The following is a 17,852-nucleotide window of genomic DNA, read 5'->3' as shown; positions in this document are numbered from 1 at the left end:
ACGACGTTGTGGAGGCGTGAGGGGTCAGCGGATGCGGCGGACGTGACCGGTGCGGCGGCTCATGAGCCGGTGCATGTGGTCGTTGCGGAGCTTGTCCACTTGCCGGAGTACCCGTGGCCTCAGATCGGGGAGGTACTCGATGTCGGCGCTGAATCCCGGATCGCCACGAAAACAGGTGATGAGTACGGAGGCGTTGAGACTCAGATTCACTACGCAGTAGGGCATATCCGGTGGGATGTAGATCATGTCGCCGGGGCGGGGCAGAGCTGTCTCGAGGTGGTGTCCGGACAGGATCGCGGCGTATCCGCTGATGATGGTCAGTATTGCCTCGGTGGTTCGGTGACGTTGGGGCGTGGTGGTCTTTCCGCCGGGGATGTGCATGCGCCCGGCGGAGACCGCGCGAACGTGCACGGCTGGTGCGTAGATGATCGCGGTGTTGGCGCTGCCGTCGTCGTGGACGTGGGTGTCGGCACCGGTCGGTGGCCGGTGAACCGCCCTGCTTGTGCTGGTCATGACCTGCTCCTGACGGCGTGGGTTAGTGGAGGATGGGTGTGCGGGCGAGCTTTCGGGCGAGTCGTATGTTGGCGGCGGCGGCCTCGGGTGGGCGTCGGCCGAGTCCGCAAGATGCGGCAATTGTCCTGATTGGACGGTCAAATTCGTCCTCCGCGAGCTGGAGTGCGACGAAGGACGCTGCGGCGTGGCTTTCGTCGACAAGTCCCGCGATGATGTCGATATTGCTGCGGAGGTGCCCCAGCGCGCGATAGAAGGCGCGGTCGGTTGGTGGCGCGCTGGTTCCAGTGCACAGTGGGATGTGCGCGGTCGGTATGGGGTAGCCGGCCTTGGTCAGGCGGCGTTCGAGGGCGTTGAGGTAGAGGACGGCGGCGACCAGGTCCGTGGGTTCGAACATCGGCCGATGGGCCAGGTCGCCGTAGCAGAGGTGGATGATCCAATTGATCTCCGGCGGTGCGGCGGTGATCAGTTCTGCGGCCTGTTTCGCGAGCCCGAGGGCGAGCATCTTCCACAGCGGCCGCGGCGTGCGCTCGAACAGGGTGAGCACAGCAGGCGTCTCGAGCTGGAAGGTGACTTCGGCGTCCCAGCGATTGTGGATCTCGAGGACGTCCTCGATCAGCGCGTCGCGGAAGATCGGCAGTGCCGCGAGGGCGGGGCGGGGGGTGCCGAAGCAGAAGTAGCTGAGGTCCAGGGCGTTGGGGATCGATACCTGGTGTGGCGGTAAGTCCCCGGTTGTGCGCAGGCGTGGGCGGGTGGCCATGGCGACGGTGACGTCGCGGACGCGGCGCAGGGAGACGTCTTCGGGGGCGAGGAACCGGCCCGGTGCGAGGCGGTAGGTCGGCATGTCGTCATACCCGGCCGAGTTGCCGGTTCGGCGAGGCAGTAGAGCGGGGACGTTCGTGAGGTTGTCGAGCCAGTCGATGATCCAGCGCGGGTCGCGGTCGCTGGGGAGCGTGAGGAGGTTCGTGTCGGCTCCATGGTCGAGGAACCATTGCATGGCTTGCAGGTCGGTCTTGGACACCGCGGGTGGCAGTGAACCGACGAAATGGATCGACCGTTCGGAGATTTCGTCAGAGTAGGCGTGGGTGCGAGGGGTGGTCTCGGAATGGATGGTCGTTGACATGCTTTCTCCCCGTCGTGGGTAGGAAATCTCGGTGGGTATGGGGTGTGGGCGGCGCGGGGAGTTTCGCCGCGGTGCGGTGTTCGGCGGGTGGTCTGGCGGTGCACGTGACCCGTCCTCGTGTGGAGGCGAGGACGGGTCACGGCGTCGCCAGGTGGCTGGAGTTAGCCGGTGACCGGAAGGGATCCCGGTTTCGGCTGGGGTTTGGGCGCCTGCCGGGCCTCGGGGGCGTCGTGGTGGTTAGCGCGGTCCCCGGGACGGTTTGGCTGTGAGGCCTTGGGCGGCTCTCCGGGCTTGGTGGGTGTTGGGGTGCCTGGCGGATTGGTGACAGGAGGCGTGCCGGTGCTGCAGGAGACCGTCGCGACGGTGATGGTGAGCGCTGTGTTCTTGCGTGGTTCGCTCGTGGGTACGGTCGTGGTGCTACCGGAACCAGCTGCGGAGACGGTGATGACGGCGGCGGTGGCCTTGCCCTGGCCGGACGCGCCGGGGCGAACGGTGAGATTTCCCTTGCTGCCGCCGGGACCGCTGACGGTGGTCTTGCCGTTGCGGCAGGTGGCAGAGAACGGGCCGACTGTGGTTCCGCCTACGCGGACGGTGGCGACGGTCGCTTCGGCGAGCCCTGCGCCGGCCTTGACGCTGACTCCGCTGGCGACGACGGCGCCGGACTTGGTGGAGACCGATCCGCCGCCCGTTTTGATCGCGCCGCTGCTCGACACGCTGGGTTGTGGCGCGAGGGATTCGGCGCCACTGACGGAAATGCCGCTCGCGACAGAGATGGTTTCGGCGTGCGCCGGGGTGAGGCATGACGTCGCTCCGGCGGCGAGGAGAGCGCCGATGCTTAGTCCGGTGAGCATGACGCGTGTGTGGGCGTTATGGAATGCGGATGTGGTCATGATGGTCGCCTTCTATCGCTGTGGTCTGAACTTCAGTTGATGAGGACAGGGGTGCCGAGGGGCACTTCGGTGCTCAGTAGCCGGAGGGCGTCCGCGGGCACACGGATGCATCCGTCGCTAGACGGTTTTCCGAAGACGTTTGGGGTGGGCCATCCGTGGATTCCGGTGGTGCCGGGGCCGCCGCCGAAGGTTTCGAGGCTGGTGGAGTGCGTGCCAAGTGGAAGGATCACGGGGCTGAACTGCTGTGTCGGGTCGATCAGGGAGGCCAGCACGAACGTCCGTCCGGCCGGGGTCTCCGCGTTTGGTTTCCCGATTCCGACTGTCCATCGTCCAATCAAGCGGCTTCCATGGTGAAGGGACAGCTGGAAGGAACTCTGCTCGACTGTGATGAGATAAGGGCTTGTCGCGTGTTCCAGAGAATCGTCCTGAGTGGACAACCATCCGGTGGCGCCGTTGGGTCGAACTGGCAGGAGTACTTGCACCCAGCCTGGTTCCTCGACGATTACGGGCACCCAGGTGTCGGAGGTGATCTGCTTGGGCGGCAATGCGGCGATGGCGTCTTTGCCGGGGGCGGAAAACACGGGAATCGTCCTGTTTGGATGAACGACATGCCCGGTGGGCGCCTGGCTGGGTTGGAGATCAGGGGGAGCTTCGTTGATGACGTCGAACGTCGTGGCCTTGGGCAGGCTCGCCAGATCCGATACAGCGGGCGGCGCTGCGGGCCGGTGTCCTGCTGTCGTCGCGGTACCGGTATTGAGTGGCGTGCCCGACTCGTCGAAGAGGTTGGTCACGAACAAGGGCAAGAAGGCGCATGCCAGAAGAGCCAGGCCGGTGCAGGCAAGGAAACGTGTGAAGCTGACTGCGTCGGACACGTAGCGCGGCTTCTTTCGCCACAGTTTCTTGCTGTGTACGTCCTCGGGAAAGGGTTCTTCGGTCACGACGAGTTCTCCGGGTTTGTTTGGGGTTGCGGTCTTCGCCGTGCCCGCCCCCGACGAACGGGCACGGCGAAGGGAGCTAGCGGGCAAGCGAAGAAACGAACGCGGGGCCCGGGGTACCTACACCTGTGACGGGGTCCCAACCGCGGCCGCTAGCGAGGTTTTGCGGCTGGGCGTCGAAGTCGACCAGGTAGCTGCCTGCCGCGCCGGGGACCTTGGCGCCGGGCAGGGCGTGCATCACCGGTGTCCACACGCCTGCCTTCTGCGGCACGACGTCGACGAGCACGGAGGGGGCGTCGCGCAAGGCGTAGAGAGCGGGATTCAGCAGACCCCCACGCTGTGTACCGCCGCGGGCCTGCTGCGCGTTCGCAGCCAGGCCTGCCATCAGCGGCGCGGCCAGCGATGTGCCGCCGGAGACGCTGAGGCCGTAGCGGCCCGAGGTGTCGGTGTAGCCGATCAGCAGTCCGGTGTAGGAATCTGCGAGTGCGGCGACGTCCGGGATTGCTCGCCGCCCGTTGGAGACGCTGGCGGGAACGATTCCCTGTTGCCACTCGGGCGCGTCGTAAAGGGCGGACGGCCCACCGCCGGCTCCACCGGCGAAAGGTCCGTCCGCATCAGACTGCGGAACCCACTTCTGTCCGGTCAGCGTGTTACCGCTGTTCTCCCACCCGGTGAGGACTTTGGGCTTGTTGTCCTGGCCGAGCCCCACTGTGGTGCCGCCGACGGCGGTGACGTACGGGCTCGTGGCGGGGAAGCTCGCAGTGGGTGTCCCGACGGCACCGCTGTTGTTCCCGGCGTCGCCGCTCGACACCATGATCGACTGCCCTTGGATGGAGGCTTGCAACGCCATCTGGTTGAAGAGATCCCGTGCGGCGGGCGGCATGCGCCGCTCGCCGTCCGCATTGCCCCAGGAGGCGCTGATCACGTCGGCGACGTTGTCCCCGACCGCCTTGTTGAATGCCTCGTACAAACCGCCGATGCAGGACCTCGCGGCGTAGTAACGAAGTTTCGCCGCCGGTGCGATCGTGTGCGCGGCTTGCACATCGAGTGTCTGCTCGACGTTCCAGCTGCCGGAATCGCATTCCTTCTCGTCGGTGAAACCGCCGTCGGGAAGAACCTTGCTGTACTGGCCGGCCGCGAGCCCCGGTGTCTTGGTGTCTGCCGCTGCCCGGTTGATATCGGGGCCCAGCGTTGTTGAGTCGTAGGCGCCGACGATGCCGATCGTTGTTCCCGCGCCGGACTGGCCAGGGTTCAGGCCGTACATCGCGCGCACCGACGGTCCGGTGTAGCCGCACAGGAAGTTCGACTGGGCTCCGGCCGGATACTTCTGTGGTACGTCGCGGTTGTTCTGCTCGCCCCACCAGCGTGCACAGGTCTGGGCCTGGGCGGTCGCATGCGGAATGGTGTGCTGGGGCCTAATGGACTTCTCGCTGTCGTCGAGACCGAGGACGGCGGTGATGGAGGTCCTGAGTGCCGTCGGCACGCTGATTGGCGCCTCCGGGGCGACGAGCGTGGCGATCCGACCGGCGACCTTATCTCGGTAGGTGGCTAGCTGTGTGCCGAACGCCTTCTCCAAGACCGAGGTCGGGGCGTGGGCTTTGATCATGAAGCGGTTACTGCTGACTTCTTCGACCGAGACCCCCTGCCCGGTTAACCAGTCGCGCACGGAGTTCACCGCAGCTTCGGTAGGGGCGAACCGGTCGAGGAACTGCCGCGAGGTGAGGAAGTTGCCTCGCTCGGGGTTGTTCGGTGATGCCAGGCGTGTGGCAAGCGCGTGCGCGGAGGCCGGGTCGCGTAGGGAAAGGGCGACCTGGATCTGACGGACGGACTGATCGTTCGCTTCCCCCGTGCGTGATGGCGGTGTTGCCCACGACGGCACCGTCCCAGCGACGGTGGCACGGGCGTCGGCATTGAACGGCTGGGCCGAGGCCGGTGCGACGGTGGCTATCGTCGCGGCGGCCAAGCCTGCGACAGCAGCACTTAGCCAGGCGTTTTTCGGCATGGAAGTCCCCTCATGCGTAATCACGGAATGTAAATCGAATAGATGTGGGCGCGAATGTGCCCGAAACGAATTCCTCGGAACCCGACAGTCCTACCGAGGCCCTCGGAGTGACTTGCCGGATGGCCGGCGTGATGGGCGAGCGAGCCGTGTGCGGCGTTCACCGCACAGGACGCGACGCCTGCGGCGGTCCCCGCGCGTGGTATCCGCCGTCGGCAGTGGCTCCCGGAGTGTCCATTGAAGCCTTCAATCTTCGGACGCTGGAAGTGCGAAAAACTGGACGATCTGAGATCAAGGTAGGCCAAAGCGGCTAAAGCGTCAACTTTCTAAGACGATTAATGTGATCGGTGGACGCCAGCGGAGCAGGACTCCGCAGGCTGGCTCCATGGCGGATGGCCGGGTGGCCTTACCTGGGCCGAGGTGAGTAGATCCACTCAGTCGACAGGTCGACCGGTGCGGATACACCTGAATGGACTAGTTCCCATGTCGGGAACGCGGTGGACAACACGTCACCGTGTGGCACGATCCAATACCGGGGAGTGAGGGGGTCGATCAAATGGCCGAAATGCGAGAGGTGGCGAGCCCAGCAAACGGCGCTCGGCCATATCTGACGCTGGCCGAGAGGTTTCGTGCTGAGGTGGTGTCACTATGCGACGAGCGCGGCTGGACATTGCGCGAACTGAGCCGGCGGGCCTTCCTCGACGTCGGTTTCCTCAGCAAGCTGATCCGAGGTCTGGTGCCTGCCACGGTCGACGTCGCCAGAGCTCTTGATACTGCTTTCGGCACTGAATCCAGGCTGCAGAACCTGGTCATCCGGATTCGATCCGACCTTCATCCGCAACTCCCCGTGGGCAGGGAATTCGTCGGCAGGGAGAGCCAACGCGCACGGCTCGACGGCCTCGTGGCCCAGATGACGACAGACTCCCCTGCCGCAGTGGCGGTCCTCGCGGGCCCGGCGGGGGCGGGAAAGACCTCTCTCGCGGTCCACTGGGCCAACTCGCAGAAATCGGCGTTCGACCTGATCTTGTGGGCTGATCTCTACGGATTCACCGGCGACCAAAGTCAACGGGCTGAGCCTGGCGACGTCCTCGGTGAGCTACTGAAGGGCCTGAGTGTCTCAGCCGGTCGTATCCCGGTCACCGAGACCGAACGGCTGCAATTACTTCGCGGCAATCTCAGCGGTCGCACCGCGCGTGTGCTCATCGTGCTCGACAACGCGGTCGACCTGGCCCAAGTGAAGCCGGTACTCCCCGGGACACCGGGAACCCTGGTGCTCATCACCAGCCGCAGGCGAATTCGGGGACTGGCCCAGGTCGCGCGCACGGTCCACGTCCCGATACCGCCGATGACCGAAGCCGACAGCGTCGACCTCCTCAGCTCGCTGATTGGGGCTGAACGCGCCGCGCAGGAACCCGAGGCTGTCGCGCGCGTCGTCGACCTGTGCGCGTCGCTGCCGCTGGCGCTCTCCATCGCCGGGAACCTGATCTCCGCTGATTCCAGGACCAGTGTGACCCAACATGCTGAGGCACTTGCGGATCGCGGCCGGCTACGCATGCTCGACGGCGACCACGCCGGCATCGGTGTGCGCGCAGCGATCAGCTGGAGCGTCGCGTCCGCCCAGCCCGAGGAAGCTCGCTTGTTCCGCCTCCTCGGTATCCACCCGGGACCGAGGTTCACCGCTGGCGCTGCCGCCGCACTGGCCGGGATGACCGAACCCGAGACACTCCCACTGCTGGATCGGCTCGTGGACGCACACCTGATCCAGCAACACCAACAACGCCAAGGCGGCGGCTACCGGTTCCACGATCTCCTCCGCGACTATGCCACTGAAGAAATTCAGGACCCGCGCTGGGAAAACGAACGCCGCGACGCGACGGAACGCCTGATACGGTGGTATGTCCACAGCTGCCATGCCGCAGACCTCGCCCTGACACCGCGCCGTGATCACCATGAACCACTCGATGCGCCACCAGCCGGCATCTATCCCGCGACGTTCGACGACGCGAGCGCCGCGTTCGCCTGGTGCACAGCGGAGCTTCCCAACATCACTCCGGTCTCGCAGCTCGCGCTTGATCATCAGATGTGGTGGGAAGCCTGGCGAATACCGACCGTGCTCATCGACTACCACATCTTCGCTCGACCGTTCCACGTCTGGACGAGCAGCATGCAGATCGCGCTGACCGCTGCCGAGAAAGCGGAGAACGACCTCTGGCTAGCCGAAGTCGCGGACAAACTCGCGGCAGCCTACTCACGCATGCGGGACTACGACCGTGCGGACGACCTGAGCCGTCGGGCAATCGCACTGACCAAAGACCGCGTTCCCGTCTATCCGCGCCTGGGCTGGTCCTACATGAACCTCGGTATCAGCGCGCACGTTCGTGGCGACATCGCAACGGCGGTCGACCTGATCGGCCACGGTGTGGACGCGTTCGTCGCTGGGGGCTCGCGCATCGGCGAGCTTGCCGCACGTATCGAGTGGGGTACCTCACTCCGGGACGCCGGTGATCGCGACCGGGCGCTCCAGCAAGGCCGCATGGCGCTGGCAGCGTTCCGGGCCGACGGTGATTCCCACGGGCTCGCGTCTGCACTGGCTCCGCTCGCGCGCACATGCCGAACCTTCGGGGAACTCGACGAAGCACTGGCGTGTAGCGAGGAAGCCGCCGAATGCTTCCACTCGGTAGGCGACACTTGGGGCGAAGCCGACGCACTTGAGATCAAGGGCCTTGTGCTCGTGGACCTCGGCCGCCGCGCTGACGCTATCGAGGCGCTGACAACAGCGATGAGACTGGTGGAGCCTCTGGACGAGGTCAAGGCCGAGCAGTTGCGCCGAGAAATCAAGACGCACGACGCTGCTAGCGGCTCACATGACTGACCGCAACCAGGATCCGCTCACCAAGCCGGACGAAGCACGTCCCGTCATGCCGACGTCATACCCGTCAGCTGCACAACAGTACGGTCAGCGACTCTTCCAGCTCCGTACCAGCCACGGCCTCAAGGTCAGGGATCTCGAAGACCGGACCCGTGAAATCGTCGACGCCCGCATCGCCGAACTGCGCAAGCGCCCCGAGAACGCCAACCTGACAACCCCGGAGCTAGAGGATCTCGCTGGGAAGCCGGTCAGCAAGAGCGCGATTTCACGCATCGAGAAGGGAAAACCCCCGAGTGTCGACGCGGGCAAACTTCTCGACGAAGCCCTTAATGCGCACGGCACACTGGAGATCCTCGCAGGCCCGGCACGAGCAGAGCCCTCCGGTCACCTGCCCGTCACCCCGCCTTATTTCGTCGGCAGGCAAGCAGAATTGGAGCAGCTGGCCAGATTAACCTCCCAACCGCCCGCCCACGAAGCGCCGACCGTGATCGTCATCGGCGGACTGCCGGGCATCGGCAAGAGCGCCCTCGCGCTGCAATGGGCTCATGGCATGTATGCCCGCTTCGACCTCGTGCTCTACGCAGCCCTGGGCGGATACACATCGGGAAGCCCGGCGACCCACACGGAAATCCTCGCGGAGCTGCTCCGCGGCCTCAGCGTCGAGAGGGATCATGTACCAACATCTGAGCATCAGAGAGAAACGCTACTTCGCGAGCACCTCCGTCGCCGTAAACAACAGGTTCTGGTGCTGTTGGACAACGCACGCGATTCTCAGCAGGTCGAGCCGCTGCTGACCAGCCTGGCGGGCACGACCGTCGTGGTCACCAGTCGACAGGAGCTCTCCGGGTTGGTCATCGACCACAACGCCCGCACCGTCCGGCTCGACACCCTTTCTGACCACGAAGCGTGTGCGCTCGCGGCTGACATCATCGCGGACGAACGGGTCGAGGCCGAGCCCGATGCCGTGGCACAACTGGTAGATCTGTGTGCCTCACTTCCTCTGGCAATCCTGGTCGCCGCGGAGCGCATCGCCGCAGACCCTGACACCAGTATCAGGCAGCACGTCGCTGCACTGGCCGACGTCGAGCGGCGCCTGCAGCTGCTCGATATCGACGAATCCGGCGGCGTACGAGCCGCGTTCGAGTGGTCCTACCGGACACTTCGGCCCGACGCTGCACGGATGTTCCGGCTGCTCAGCCTGTATCCGCGACCTCGTGTCACTGCCCAAGCGGCGTCGGCGCTCGCGGGCGTGACCATCGACAAAGGCCTTCGTCTGCTCGATGACCTGGCGCAGGCATATCTGCTGCACCAGGTCACTGTCGACAGCTTCCATCTCCACGACCTTCTTCGCGTCTACGCCGCCGAACAAGTCGACCAACAACCGGAAGACGAGCGGCAAGACGCCATCGTCCGGCTGGTCACGTGGTTCCATCACACCGTGAACGCGGCAGCCTGGGTATTGACGCCGATGCGTGACCACCACGTCCATCTCTCTCCGGTCACGCACCAGGTGACCCCCTTGGCCTTCGATGACTTCGCCGCCGCATTCGCTTGGTGCTCGGCGGAGCTGTCCAGCCTGACGGCCATCGCACGTATCGGCATCGATCACGGCCTCTACTTCGAGACGTGGCGGATGGTGATCGATTTGTTCGAGTACCTGGTCCACAGCCGCACGACGGAGCTGTGGATCACGCTGATGGAACTTGCTGTCGAAGCTGCCGAAAAGGACGGCCACACTTCCCGGCTTGCCGAGGCCCAAGAGAAATTGGCGGAGGGATACCGGCGAGGCGGACGCCTCGACGACGCCCGCGAATTCGATGAGCGCGCGGCACGCACCGCCGGCGCGCGCGGACCGAGCCGCACACTCGGTTTCGCCCTGCTGGGTTTGGGAAAGGCAGCCCATACTGCAGGGGACCTGACGGAAGCCTTCGTGCTCACGCGACGCGCTCTCGACGTGGCCATTGCGACCGGAACGCGAATCGGCGAGGCCATGGGACACATCGCACTCGGCAGCGTGTACCGCGACCTCGCGACGCCCGACTTGGCGATCGAACACGGCGAGAAGGCTGTCGCGATGTTCGCATCCGTCGATGACCAGCATGGTGTTGCTGTCGCACTGCTGCCGCTCGCCCGGACTTATCTGGCGTTCGGGCAGTTCGGCCAGGCCCTCCATGCGTGCGAACGAGCTCAGGAAGCGTATGCCGCGACCGCGGACCGTTGGGGGCGGGCGGACGCACTCGGTGTCAATGCCGAGGTACTCGATCGGCTCGGCGATCGCCAGGCGGCGGCGCGGTGTTTGCGTGAGGCCTTGCCGTTGCTGCGAGGGCATGACGACGGGATGGCGGGTCGCTTCGCCGACTACTTGGCTGGCCTCGAGAACCGCTAGCCGGGTCGCTGATGTCCGGCGCCGAGTCGGCGCGCTGGGTGCTCTTTGGGCAGGCGCGGGCCGTTGCCGAAGAACTTGTCGCGCAGTGTGCCGGGAGCGTATTCGCGTTGCATGAGTCCGCGACGCTGCAAGATCGGGACGACGTGCTCGATGAACTCCTCGAAAGATCCAGGTGAGGTGACGTATTCGAGGTTGATGCCGTTGACGCCGGCGTTGTGCCAACGTTCGATGTTGTCGGCGATCTGCTCTGGTGTGCCGACGACCCGTCGGTTTCCCCAGCGGAGAAGGAGCTCGCCGAGTGTCCAGTCGTCGCGACTGGACAAATCGAGCAACTTCCGGACGGGAGCGGACACGTCACGATGCCGGAGGTCCGCGACTTTCGCGGTGAGGTCCTCGGATCCCCAATCGTGATAGAGAAACACACTCATCCTCGCGGCATTCCCCTCGATGGTCTGCCGTTCGAGAAGTTCTGTGTCGCGACGGCGGGCCTCCTGTTCGCTGCTGGCGAGCAAATAGGACTGTGGAACGAAAATCTTGACGTTGCTCGCTTCGCGTCCCGCGTTGATGGCTGCTTGCCGTACATCGGCCACGACGGGCGCGGCGGCATCGGGGTCGAGAGCGCTGATGAACAGTGCCTCGGCGTGTCGTCCCGCGAAGGCCCTTCCGGTGGGCGACATCCCGGCCTGGAATAGCAGCGGGGTCCGTTGCGGGGACGGTTCGCACAGGTGGGGACCATCGAGCTCGTAAAACTCGCCGCGGTGTTTGACGGCGTGGACTCTTGCTGGATCGGCGAAGGTGCGAGTCGCCCTGTCCCGGACAGCAGCGCCGTCTTCCCAACTGTGCTCCCACAACTTGTACACCGCTGCGGTGTATTCCTCGGCACGACGATAGCGCTCGGCGTGCTCGGGCAACCCTCCGAATCCGAGGTTTCTCCCCGCGCCGGGGAGAAACGACGTGACGATATTCCAGCCGATTCGGCCGCCGGTGAGGTGGTCCAGTGTGGACACGCGTCGCGCGAACTCATAAGGATGGGCCTGGAGGACGTTGGACGTGAAGACGAACCCGAGGTGCTGGGTGTGGTAGGCCAGTAGCGGGATCAGGACCGAGGGATCCCCGGTGGGGAACTGCATCCCCTCGGCGACGGTCGCGTCCCGGTTTCCGCGGAAAACCTCATATGGCGCCAAAACATCGGCGAAGAACACTGTGTCGAAGAATCCCTGTTCCAGCAGTATGGCAAGGTCGATCCAGGGCTGAGGAAGGTGATAGTCCAGCTGTCGACTGTCGGGCTCGAACGCGAGTCCGGGCGCATGATGGGATGGCGCGACCATGGTGAAGGCGTTGAACGTCATGTACGGGCGGTTATCCATGGTGTCCGTCCTGCGGGGTGGGGGAGAGGATGCTGGCGCCGATGGTGTCTTGGCAGATTTCGCCGGAGTAGGCCATGAGCCATCCGGCTTGCGCGTCGCGGAAGGCCCGCTCGGTGTCTCCGCGGATGTAGCCGGAGCCGCCGCCGACGCGGACACCCAGGTCGGCGACATCCCGGGCGATGGAGTTGGCCAGCAGCTTGGCGTGCATCGTGGCGGGCAGGAAGCCGGGATCGTTCTGGTCGGCGAGCCAGGTCATGTGCTGGGCATACATCGCGGCTGCTTCCAGCCGGGAGGCGACGTCTCCCACGGCGAAACGCACCCACTGCATGCCCGCCAGCGGATCACCGGTAGTTGGGATCCTTCGGGTTCGCGCGTGGATGGTGAGCGTGGTGAGCGCCGCGTCCGCGATGCCGAGAGACAGAAACGGGAGACCGGCGCCGATGTGGTTGGGCCGCGGCCCGGTCGACGGCGGGCAGCGCCGGTCTTCGGGGAGGAGGGTGCCGGCGAATTCGATGAGTTGGGATCGGCTGGCGCGCAGGCCCATGGTGTCCCAGATCGGGACGAAGGTCATCGTGGGATCGGTGTCTAGGCCGAAGAAAGTGGGCCTGTCGTCGACGAGCGCGTTGACCAGGAAGTGGTCGGCGACCTCACAGCCCGAGGAGAAGCGTTTCGCGCCGGACAGCCTGTATCCGCCGTCGGCGGGTTCGGCGTGCTGGAGGGGCTGTAAGAACAGGTTCCCGCTGCTCGGTTCGGACAGCGCGTTAGCGAACCGTGCGCCGCCGATGAGTTCGTCAGCCCAAAATGTCGCCATGTCCGGAGTGGACATTTCGATGAGGCCGACCGCCGCACCGATGTGCATGACCCAAATACACGCGGTCGACGGGCACGCGGCGCTCAGGGTGCGAACGATCGTTCCGTAGCTGCGATAGCTGAGTCCCTGCCCGCCGAATGCGGTGGGAACAAGAGCGGCGTCGATGCCGGCGCCGTGCAGGGCGCGTAGGTTCTCTACCGGCAGCGCACCGGTCGAGTCGCGCTCTGCCGCGCTCTTGGCGAATTCGTGTGCCAGCTCCGCGGCGGCGGCGATCCAGTGCTGTTCGTGATCTGGTGGCGCGAACGGGTGCGTCACGTCGGCTCCTTCTGTGGTGGGAGGTGGTGTGCGCGTCGGGCTCTACGCCGTCCATCGACGATGAGCAGAACGATTGAGGCGATCCATGGCAGCAGTTGATAGGCCTCGACCGGCAGGCCGAGCGATCGGGTTTGCGCGAGCAGGGCGAGGCTGTCGAAGATGCCGATCATTAGCGCCGTGGCGGCGACCCCGATCGGATGACGGCGCGCCAGGATGACGACTGCGAGCACGATGAAGCCACGCCCTGCGGACATCATCGGGGCGAAACTGCCGATCGAGGAGAGTGACAGCACCGCACCCGCGAGCCCACCGAATCCGCCCGCGATCAAGGCCGCAGTAGCGCGATGCCTGCGGACGGAGATCCCGAGGACGGACGCGGAGGCAGGATCATCACCGACAGCACGCAGCCGTAGACCGAGCCTGCTAGCCCGCAGCATCCACCAGACGGCCAAGGTCGCGGCGATCGCGAGGTAGGCGGAGACGCTTGTGCCAGTGAACAGCGGCCCGAGCACAGGGAGTTGTTCCAAGCCCGGCAGGGAGATAGTCGGCAGTGTCGGCACGCTCAGCGCTGTGGTTCCGGCAGGATCGGCGACCTGGGCAACGTACGTGCTGAGACCCGTGCCGAGCAGGGTCAGCGTGATCCCGATAAGGACCCCGTCCCCGCCGCAGGCCAGCGCCGCCGCGTACAAGACGCCGAAACTGAGACCAATGACGACGCCCGCGCCGAGTCCTGCCCAGGGACCGGCCAGCGCGGCACCGAGCACGCCAGCGAGTGCGCCGGATACCATCGTCCCTTCCAGGCCAAGACCGATTCCGGCGCCGGAACGCTCTAGTACCACCTCGCCGAGGCCCGCCAGGATCAGCGGCGTTGCCGAGCCGATGGCGCCGATCAGCACGAGGACCACAAAATCAGCCATCGTGGCCGCCACGTGCGGTGACAGTGTCGCCTGCCGCAGACCGGCGAGCCTTGGCGCGCCGGGCAAAAGCGATCGCGAGTACCGCCGCGCCGAGCAGGACGGCTTGTGCGACTATGCCGATTGCGGAGGGGATCCCGGTACGCACCTGTACACCGCCCGCACCGGTACCGATGGCCGCGTAGACGACACCGGCGACGACGATCGGGATGGGGCGGCACCCGCCGAGGACCGCGACGATCAGGCCCCCGAAGCCGACACCACCGGCGACCGCGGGGGTGAGTCGCTCGTCGACGGCGGCCAGTTGGTACCAGCCCGCCAGCCCTGCCGCCGCGCCGGACACGACAGTCGTTCCCACAAGCGCTCGCGCCGGTGTGACCCCTGCGCGTTCTGCGAGCCAGTGGCGCTCACCGAAGATCTCAAGCAGGACGGCGCTGCGGCCACGATGCCACCAGATCGCCACGATGAGCAGAACCAGGACGCCGAACACCGCGGAGCTCACCCGGCCAGGCACGGGAAGCCACGGAATGAGTGCGGCCTCGGGAAGGTTTGCGCTGCGCGCGGTCGCGGACCCGGCCGGGTCCCGCAGGTGGGTTCGCAGCAGATAGGCCAGCAGCTGCACGGAGATGAGCGTGGCCAGCAGCGCCGTCAGGATCTCCGATACCCGCCACCGCAGCAGTGCGACGCCGGGCAGCAGCGACCATGCCGCGCCTCCACCAGCACCGGCCGCCGCGCCTAGCGGAAGCGCGACCCAGGACGGCACCCAGTCCCCCAAGGACAGCAGAACGGCCGCAGTGGTGATGGCGCCGACGATCATCTGGCCCTCGGCACCTACCACGACAACACCGGCCCGCAGTGGCACCGCAGCGCCGAGCGCGATCACAACAAGCGGAATCGCGGACGTCACGGTCTGGGAGACGTTGTACGGCAGCCCGAACGCGCCGTCGACCCAGCCGACGACGGCGTCTACAGGATCACCGCCGGAGGCAAGGACGAGGACGACCACCAGGACGAAGCCCGCGACGGCGACCGCGGCGCCGATCAGATAGTCGCGTCGCAGTAAGGCCTTCACCCCGCATCTTCCTCAGCGGAGGCGTTCGAGGCGGCATCGGCGGCGGGAAGCCCGGACGTGAGCCGCCACACCACCGTGTCGTCGAGCTCGCCGATGGGCACGTCGGCGAGGATCCGGCCCTTGGACAGCACGACGACACGATCCGCGAGCTGACGGGCCTCGTCCAGATCTGCGGAGATCACCAGGACGGCTGCTCCGGCGTCGGCTGTCCGGTTGATCTCGGCATGGATCGCGCGGGCCGCCAGCAGGTCCAGGCCGAGTGTCGGTCCGTGGAGGACCGCGACATCCGGACCACTGGCGAGTTCGCGGCCGACGACGAGCTTTTGCTGGTTCCCGCCCGACAGTGCCGTGACAGCGACTCTCGGGTCTCGAGGGCGAACGTCGTGTCGATCGAACAACGCGTCAGCGGCCCGCACGAGAGCGGCCGTGTCGGGCGCGCCCCGGCGGGTAAACGCGGGTTCGCGCAGACGCGTCACCATCGCCGACCACCACGCCGCGCGCCCCGGTAGCAGCGCGTCGAGCCGACGTTCGGGCACGTAAGCCACTTGGCGCCCACCGGACACGGTGCCGTTCGCGGGGGCAATGCGGCCCGCCGCGACCTCGGCCAGCGCGCGCTGGCCATTGCCAGCGACGCCGACAACACAGACGACTTCACCAGCGCGTACCCGGAGGCTGATGTCCCGGACAGGGACCGGATCGCCGCATGTCGCAGAGACGCCCGACAGTACAAGAACATCCTCACCGGGTTCACGAGTCCGTACCGGAGGAGGTGACGGTGCCTGGTCATCGCCGATGATGGCGCGAGCCAAGGTCTCGTCGTCGACGGCGGCGACGGGTCCGCTGTGGACGACCCGGCCATGCGCGAGCACGGTCGCGGTGTCAGCGACCCGGCGCACGTCGGCGAGGTAGTGGGTGATGAGCAGGATCGCCACCCCGGCATCGGCCACCGCGCGCAGGTGGTCGAACAATGTGTCGACCTCCCGCGGTCCGAGCGCGGAGGTGGGTTCGTCCAGCAGCAGGACGCGAGCGCCCTGCGCCAGCGCGAGCACCAGTTCCCCGAGCTGGCGTTCGCCCCGGCTGAGATTCCGTGCCGGGGTGTCCAGGGCGATCGGAACTCCCGCCTGCGAGGCCACGGATCGCAACTTCGCCGTGAGCTTTTGCCGACGCACGACCCGGTGGGGCTGGCTCAGCGCCAGGGTCTCCACGAGGGTCAAATCGTCGACAAGGCTGTCAGCCTGCGGGATGATTCCGACTCCGTGTTCGATCGCGTCGATGCGTCCACCGAATCGAACCGGTGACCCTGCGACCTCGACATGCCCGTCGTCAGGCGCTTCCAGTCCGGCCAAGATCTTTCCTGCGGTGCTCTTCCCCGCTCCGTTCTGACCGAGCACGGCGTGAATGTGTCCGCTCTGCACGGCCAGGTCGACGTTTTCGAGGGCTTGGACCGCGGGAAACCGTTTGGAGACCGAGCGCAGCGCCAGCAGGGGCGCCGCGGTCATCGGCCCGGCTGCCAGGGCGTGATGGTTACCGCGCCCGCTCGTAGGCGCTCCGCTAGATCGGAGATCCGCTTGTCCAGATCGGCGGGCATCCCCGGAGCTGCGGCAACCTTGGTCAAGTCGGCGGGCACGAGAGAGGCGTTCGCGATGGTCGACGTCGTGCCTTTACCGCCGAACGTGCCAGCCTTCAACCTCGCCGTCCAGTCTGTCAGGATCGGTGTCAGGTCGGTCTTCACCTGGCCGATGTTGACCGATGCGGCGGCATCGCTGGTCGATGCCGCCAAGCCGATGGTCGCGATTCTGGCGGCTTGGGCTGCGGACGCGACGCCGGTGCTGTACCCCTCGGCGTTGGTGGCGATCAGCTTCGCCCCGGCTGCGATCTGCGCGGCGGTGGCCTGGCTGGCCCGCGCGGCGTCTTCGAACGATCCTGTGTAGACCGGTGGGAGCTGCCGCGCTGATGGGTTGGCGGCTGCGAGCCCTTGGCCGAAGCCGTGCCACTGAGCCTCGAGGAAGGGGGCTCGCTCGCCATCAACGACGCCGACCGGAGACAGCTGCGTCGAACCGGCGATATAACCCATCAGATAGCCGAGTTGTAGTGCGTCGTACGTCCACGTCTCGACAGAGGCGGTTGCCTTGTCCAGGATGTCCATCCCGCCAGTGGCGACGTACCGCGCTGAAGGAATCTGTTTCGCGACTTTGAAGACCGTGTCCGAGAACCCTAATCCCCAGCCGATGACGAGGTCGTAGCCCGAGGTCGCGTACTGCCTGAGGGTGGCCTCTGCTTCGGCGTTGGTGACGTTCTCCGAGACCTGGACAGTGACCTCGCCGCGTTTCTGAAGTTCGCGCGCGGCATCCGCGGCGGTTTGATTGAATCCGCGGTCGTTGGCGTTTCCACCCAAGACGATCGCCACTTTCGGCACCGCGCCGACTGGAGCCGAGTTGTCGCCACCTGCTTTGCAGGCCGTCAGTTGCACAGCCACCACCGCCGCCAGCATGGCGACGACCCCACGCAGTTTCGTGCCTTTCATCCCGTGTGTTCCTCCCAAGATCCCTCGGGCAGACCCTGCCAGACTCGACGCTGTCCCACAGAAAGAGGCAACACCTCCCGGCGAGTGGAATGGATCATTTGCGCAGGTCAGCGTTGTCCCTGCATGATCGGCAACGA

Annotated in this window: 13 protein-coding genes; 2 read left to right on the top strand and 11 right to left on the bottom strand. The window is 66.1% G+C overall.

Annotated elements, in window-relative coordinates:
- Positions 1-24 precede the first annotated feature (24 nt).
- The 5 genes from ACLJO0_RS41885 to ACLJO0_RS41865 form a co-directional block, all read right to left on the bottom strand.
- Positions 25-513: a hypothetical protein gene (locus ACLJO0_RS41885; protein ID WP_410585470.1), complete on the bottom strand. Its 489-nt coding sequence runs from the start codon at positions 511-513 to the stop codon at positions 25-27.
- Between the two features lie 22 nt (positions 514-535).
- Positions 536-1,633: a hypothetical protein gene (locus ACLJO0_RS41880; RefSeq protein WP_410585469.1), complete on the bottom strand. Its 1,098-nt coding sequence runs from the start codon at positions 1,631-1,633 to the stop codon at positions 536-538.
- A gap of 161 nt (positions 1,634-1,794) precedes the next feature.
- Entirely contained in the window at positions 1,795-2,523 is a 729-nt protein-coding gene (locus ACLJO0_RS41875) for a hypothetical protein (RefSeq protein ID WP_410585468.1), read from the bottom strand.
- Positions 2,524-2,555: 32 nt separating this feature from the next.
- The gene (locus ACLJO0_RS41870) at positions 2,556-3,461 is read right to left on the bottom strand and encodes a L,D-transpeptidase (protein ID WP_410585467.1); all 906 of its coding nucleotides are present in this window, start codon (positions 3,459-3,461) and stop codon (positions 2,556-2,558) included.
- Positions 3,462-3,537: 76 nt separating this feature from the next.
- Complete coding sequence (locus ACLJO0_RS41865) at positions 3,538-5,460, bottom strand: protease pro-enzyme activation domain-containing protein (RefSeq protein WP_410585466.1); 1,923 nt, start codon at positions 5,458-5,460, stop codon at positions 3,538-3,540.
- A gap of 553 nt (positions 5,461-6,013) precedes the next feature.
- On the opposite strand from ACLJO0_RS41865, the gene ACLJO0_RS41860 reads away from it, so the two are divergent.
- Entirely contained in the window at positions 6,014-8,329 is a 2,316-nt protein-coding gene (locus tag ACLJO0_RS41860) for an NB-ARC domain-containing protein (RefSeq protein WP_410585465.1), read from the top strand.
- Positions 8,322-10,712, top strand: a complete 2,391-nt coding sequence (locus tag ACLJO0_RS41855; protein ID WP_410585464.1) for a tetratricopeptide repeat protein — start codon at positions 8,322-8,324, stop codon at positions 10,710-10,712. Before ACLJO0_RS41860 ends, ACLJO0_RS41855 begins: the two co-directional genes overlap by 8 nt.
- On the opposite strand, the gene ACLJO0_RS41850 is transcribed toward ACLJO0_RS41855, so the two are convergent.
- Genes ACLJO0_RS41850 through ACLJO0_RS41825 form a run of 6 tightly spaced genes read right to left on the bottom strand, consistent with a single transcriptional unit; the run spans position 10,709 to position 17,715 of the window.
- Complete coding sequence (locus ACLJO0_RS41850; protein WP_410585463.1) at positions 10,709-12,079, bottom strand: NtaA/DmoA family FMN-dependent monooxygenase; 1,371 nt, start codon at positions 12,077-12,079, stop codon at positions 10,709-10,711. The genes ACLJO0_RS41855 and ACLJO0_RS41850 overlap by 4 nt on opposite strands.
- Positions 12,072-13,205, bottom strand: a complete 1,134-nt coding sequence (locus ACLJO0_RS41845) for an acyl-CoA dehydrogenase family protein (protein WP_410585462.1) — start codon at positions 13,203-13,205, stop codon at positions 12,072-12,074. Before ACLJO0_RS41845 ends, ACLJO0_RS41850 begins: the two co-directional genes overlap by 8 nt.
- A complete protein-coding gene (locus tag ACLJO0_RS41840) occupies positions 13,202-14,134 on the bottom strand; it encodes an ABC transporter permease (RefSeq protein ID WP_410585461.1) in 933 nt (310 codons plus the stop codon). Before ACLJO0_RS41840 ends, ACLJO0_RS41845 begins: the two co-directional genes overlap by 4 nt.
- Positions 14,115-15,191 carry an ABC transporter permease gene (locus ACLJO0_RS41835; protein ID WP_410585460.1) on the bottom strand — a complete coding sequence of 359 codons (1,077 nt, stop codon included), beginning with the start codon at positions 15,189-15,191 and terminating at the stop codon, positions 14,115-14,117. The genes ACLJO0_RS41840 and ACLJO0_RS41835 overlap by 20 nt, the downstream gene beginning before the upstream one ends.
- Positions 15,188-16,690: an ABC transporter ATP-binding protein gene (locus ACLJO0_RS41830; protein WP_410585459.1), complete on the bottom strand. Its 1,503-nt coding sequence runs from the start codon at positions 16,688-16,690 to the stop codon at positions 15,188-15,190. The genes ACLJO0_RS41835 and ACLJO0_RS41830 overlap by 4 nt, the downstream gene beginning before the upstream one ends.
- Positions 16,687-17,715: a BMP family ABC transporter substrate-binding protein gene (locus ACLJO0_RS41825; protein WP_410585458.1), complete on the bottom strand. Its 1,029-nt coding sequence runs from the start codon at positions 17,713-17,715 to the stop codon at positions 16,687-16,689. Before ACLJO0_RS41825 ends, ACLJO0_RS41830 begins: the two co-directional genes overlap by 4 nt.
- Between the last annotated feature and the right edge of the window lie 137 nt (positions 17,716-17,852).

It is taken from the genome of Amycolatopsis sp. lyj-108, from assembly GCF_046549005.1.
Taxonomy (GTDB): domain Bacteria; phylum Actinomycetota; class Actinomycetes; order Mycobacteriales; family Pseudonocardiaceae; genus Amycolatopsis.
Note: the sequence above shows the minus strand (reverse complement) of the source record. Positions and strands in the feature narration are given on the sequence as shown.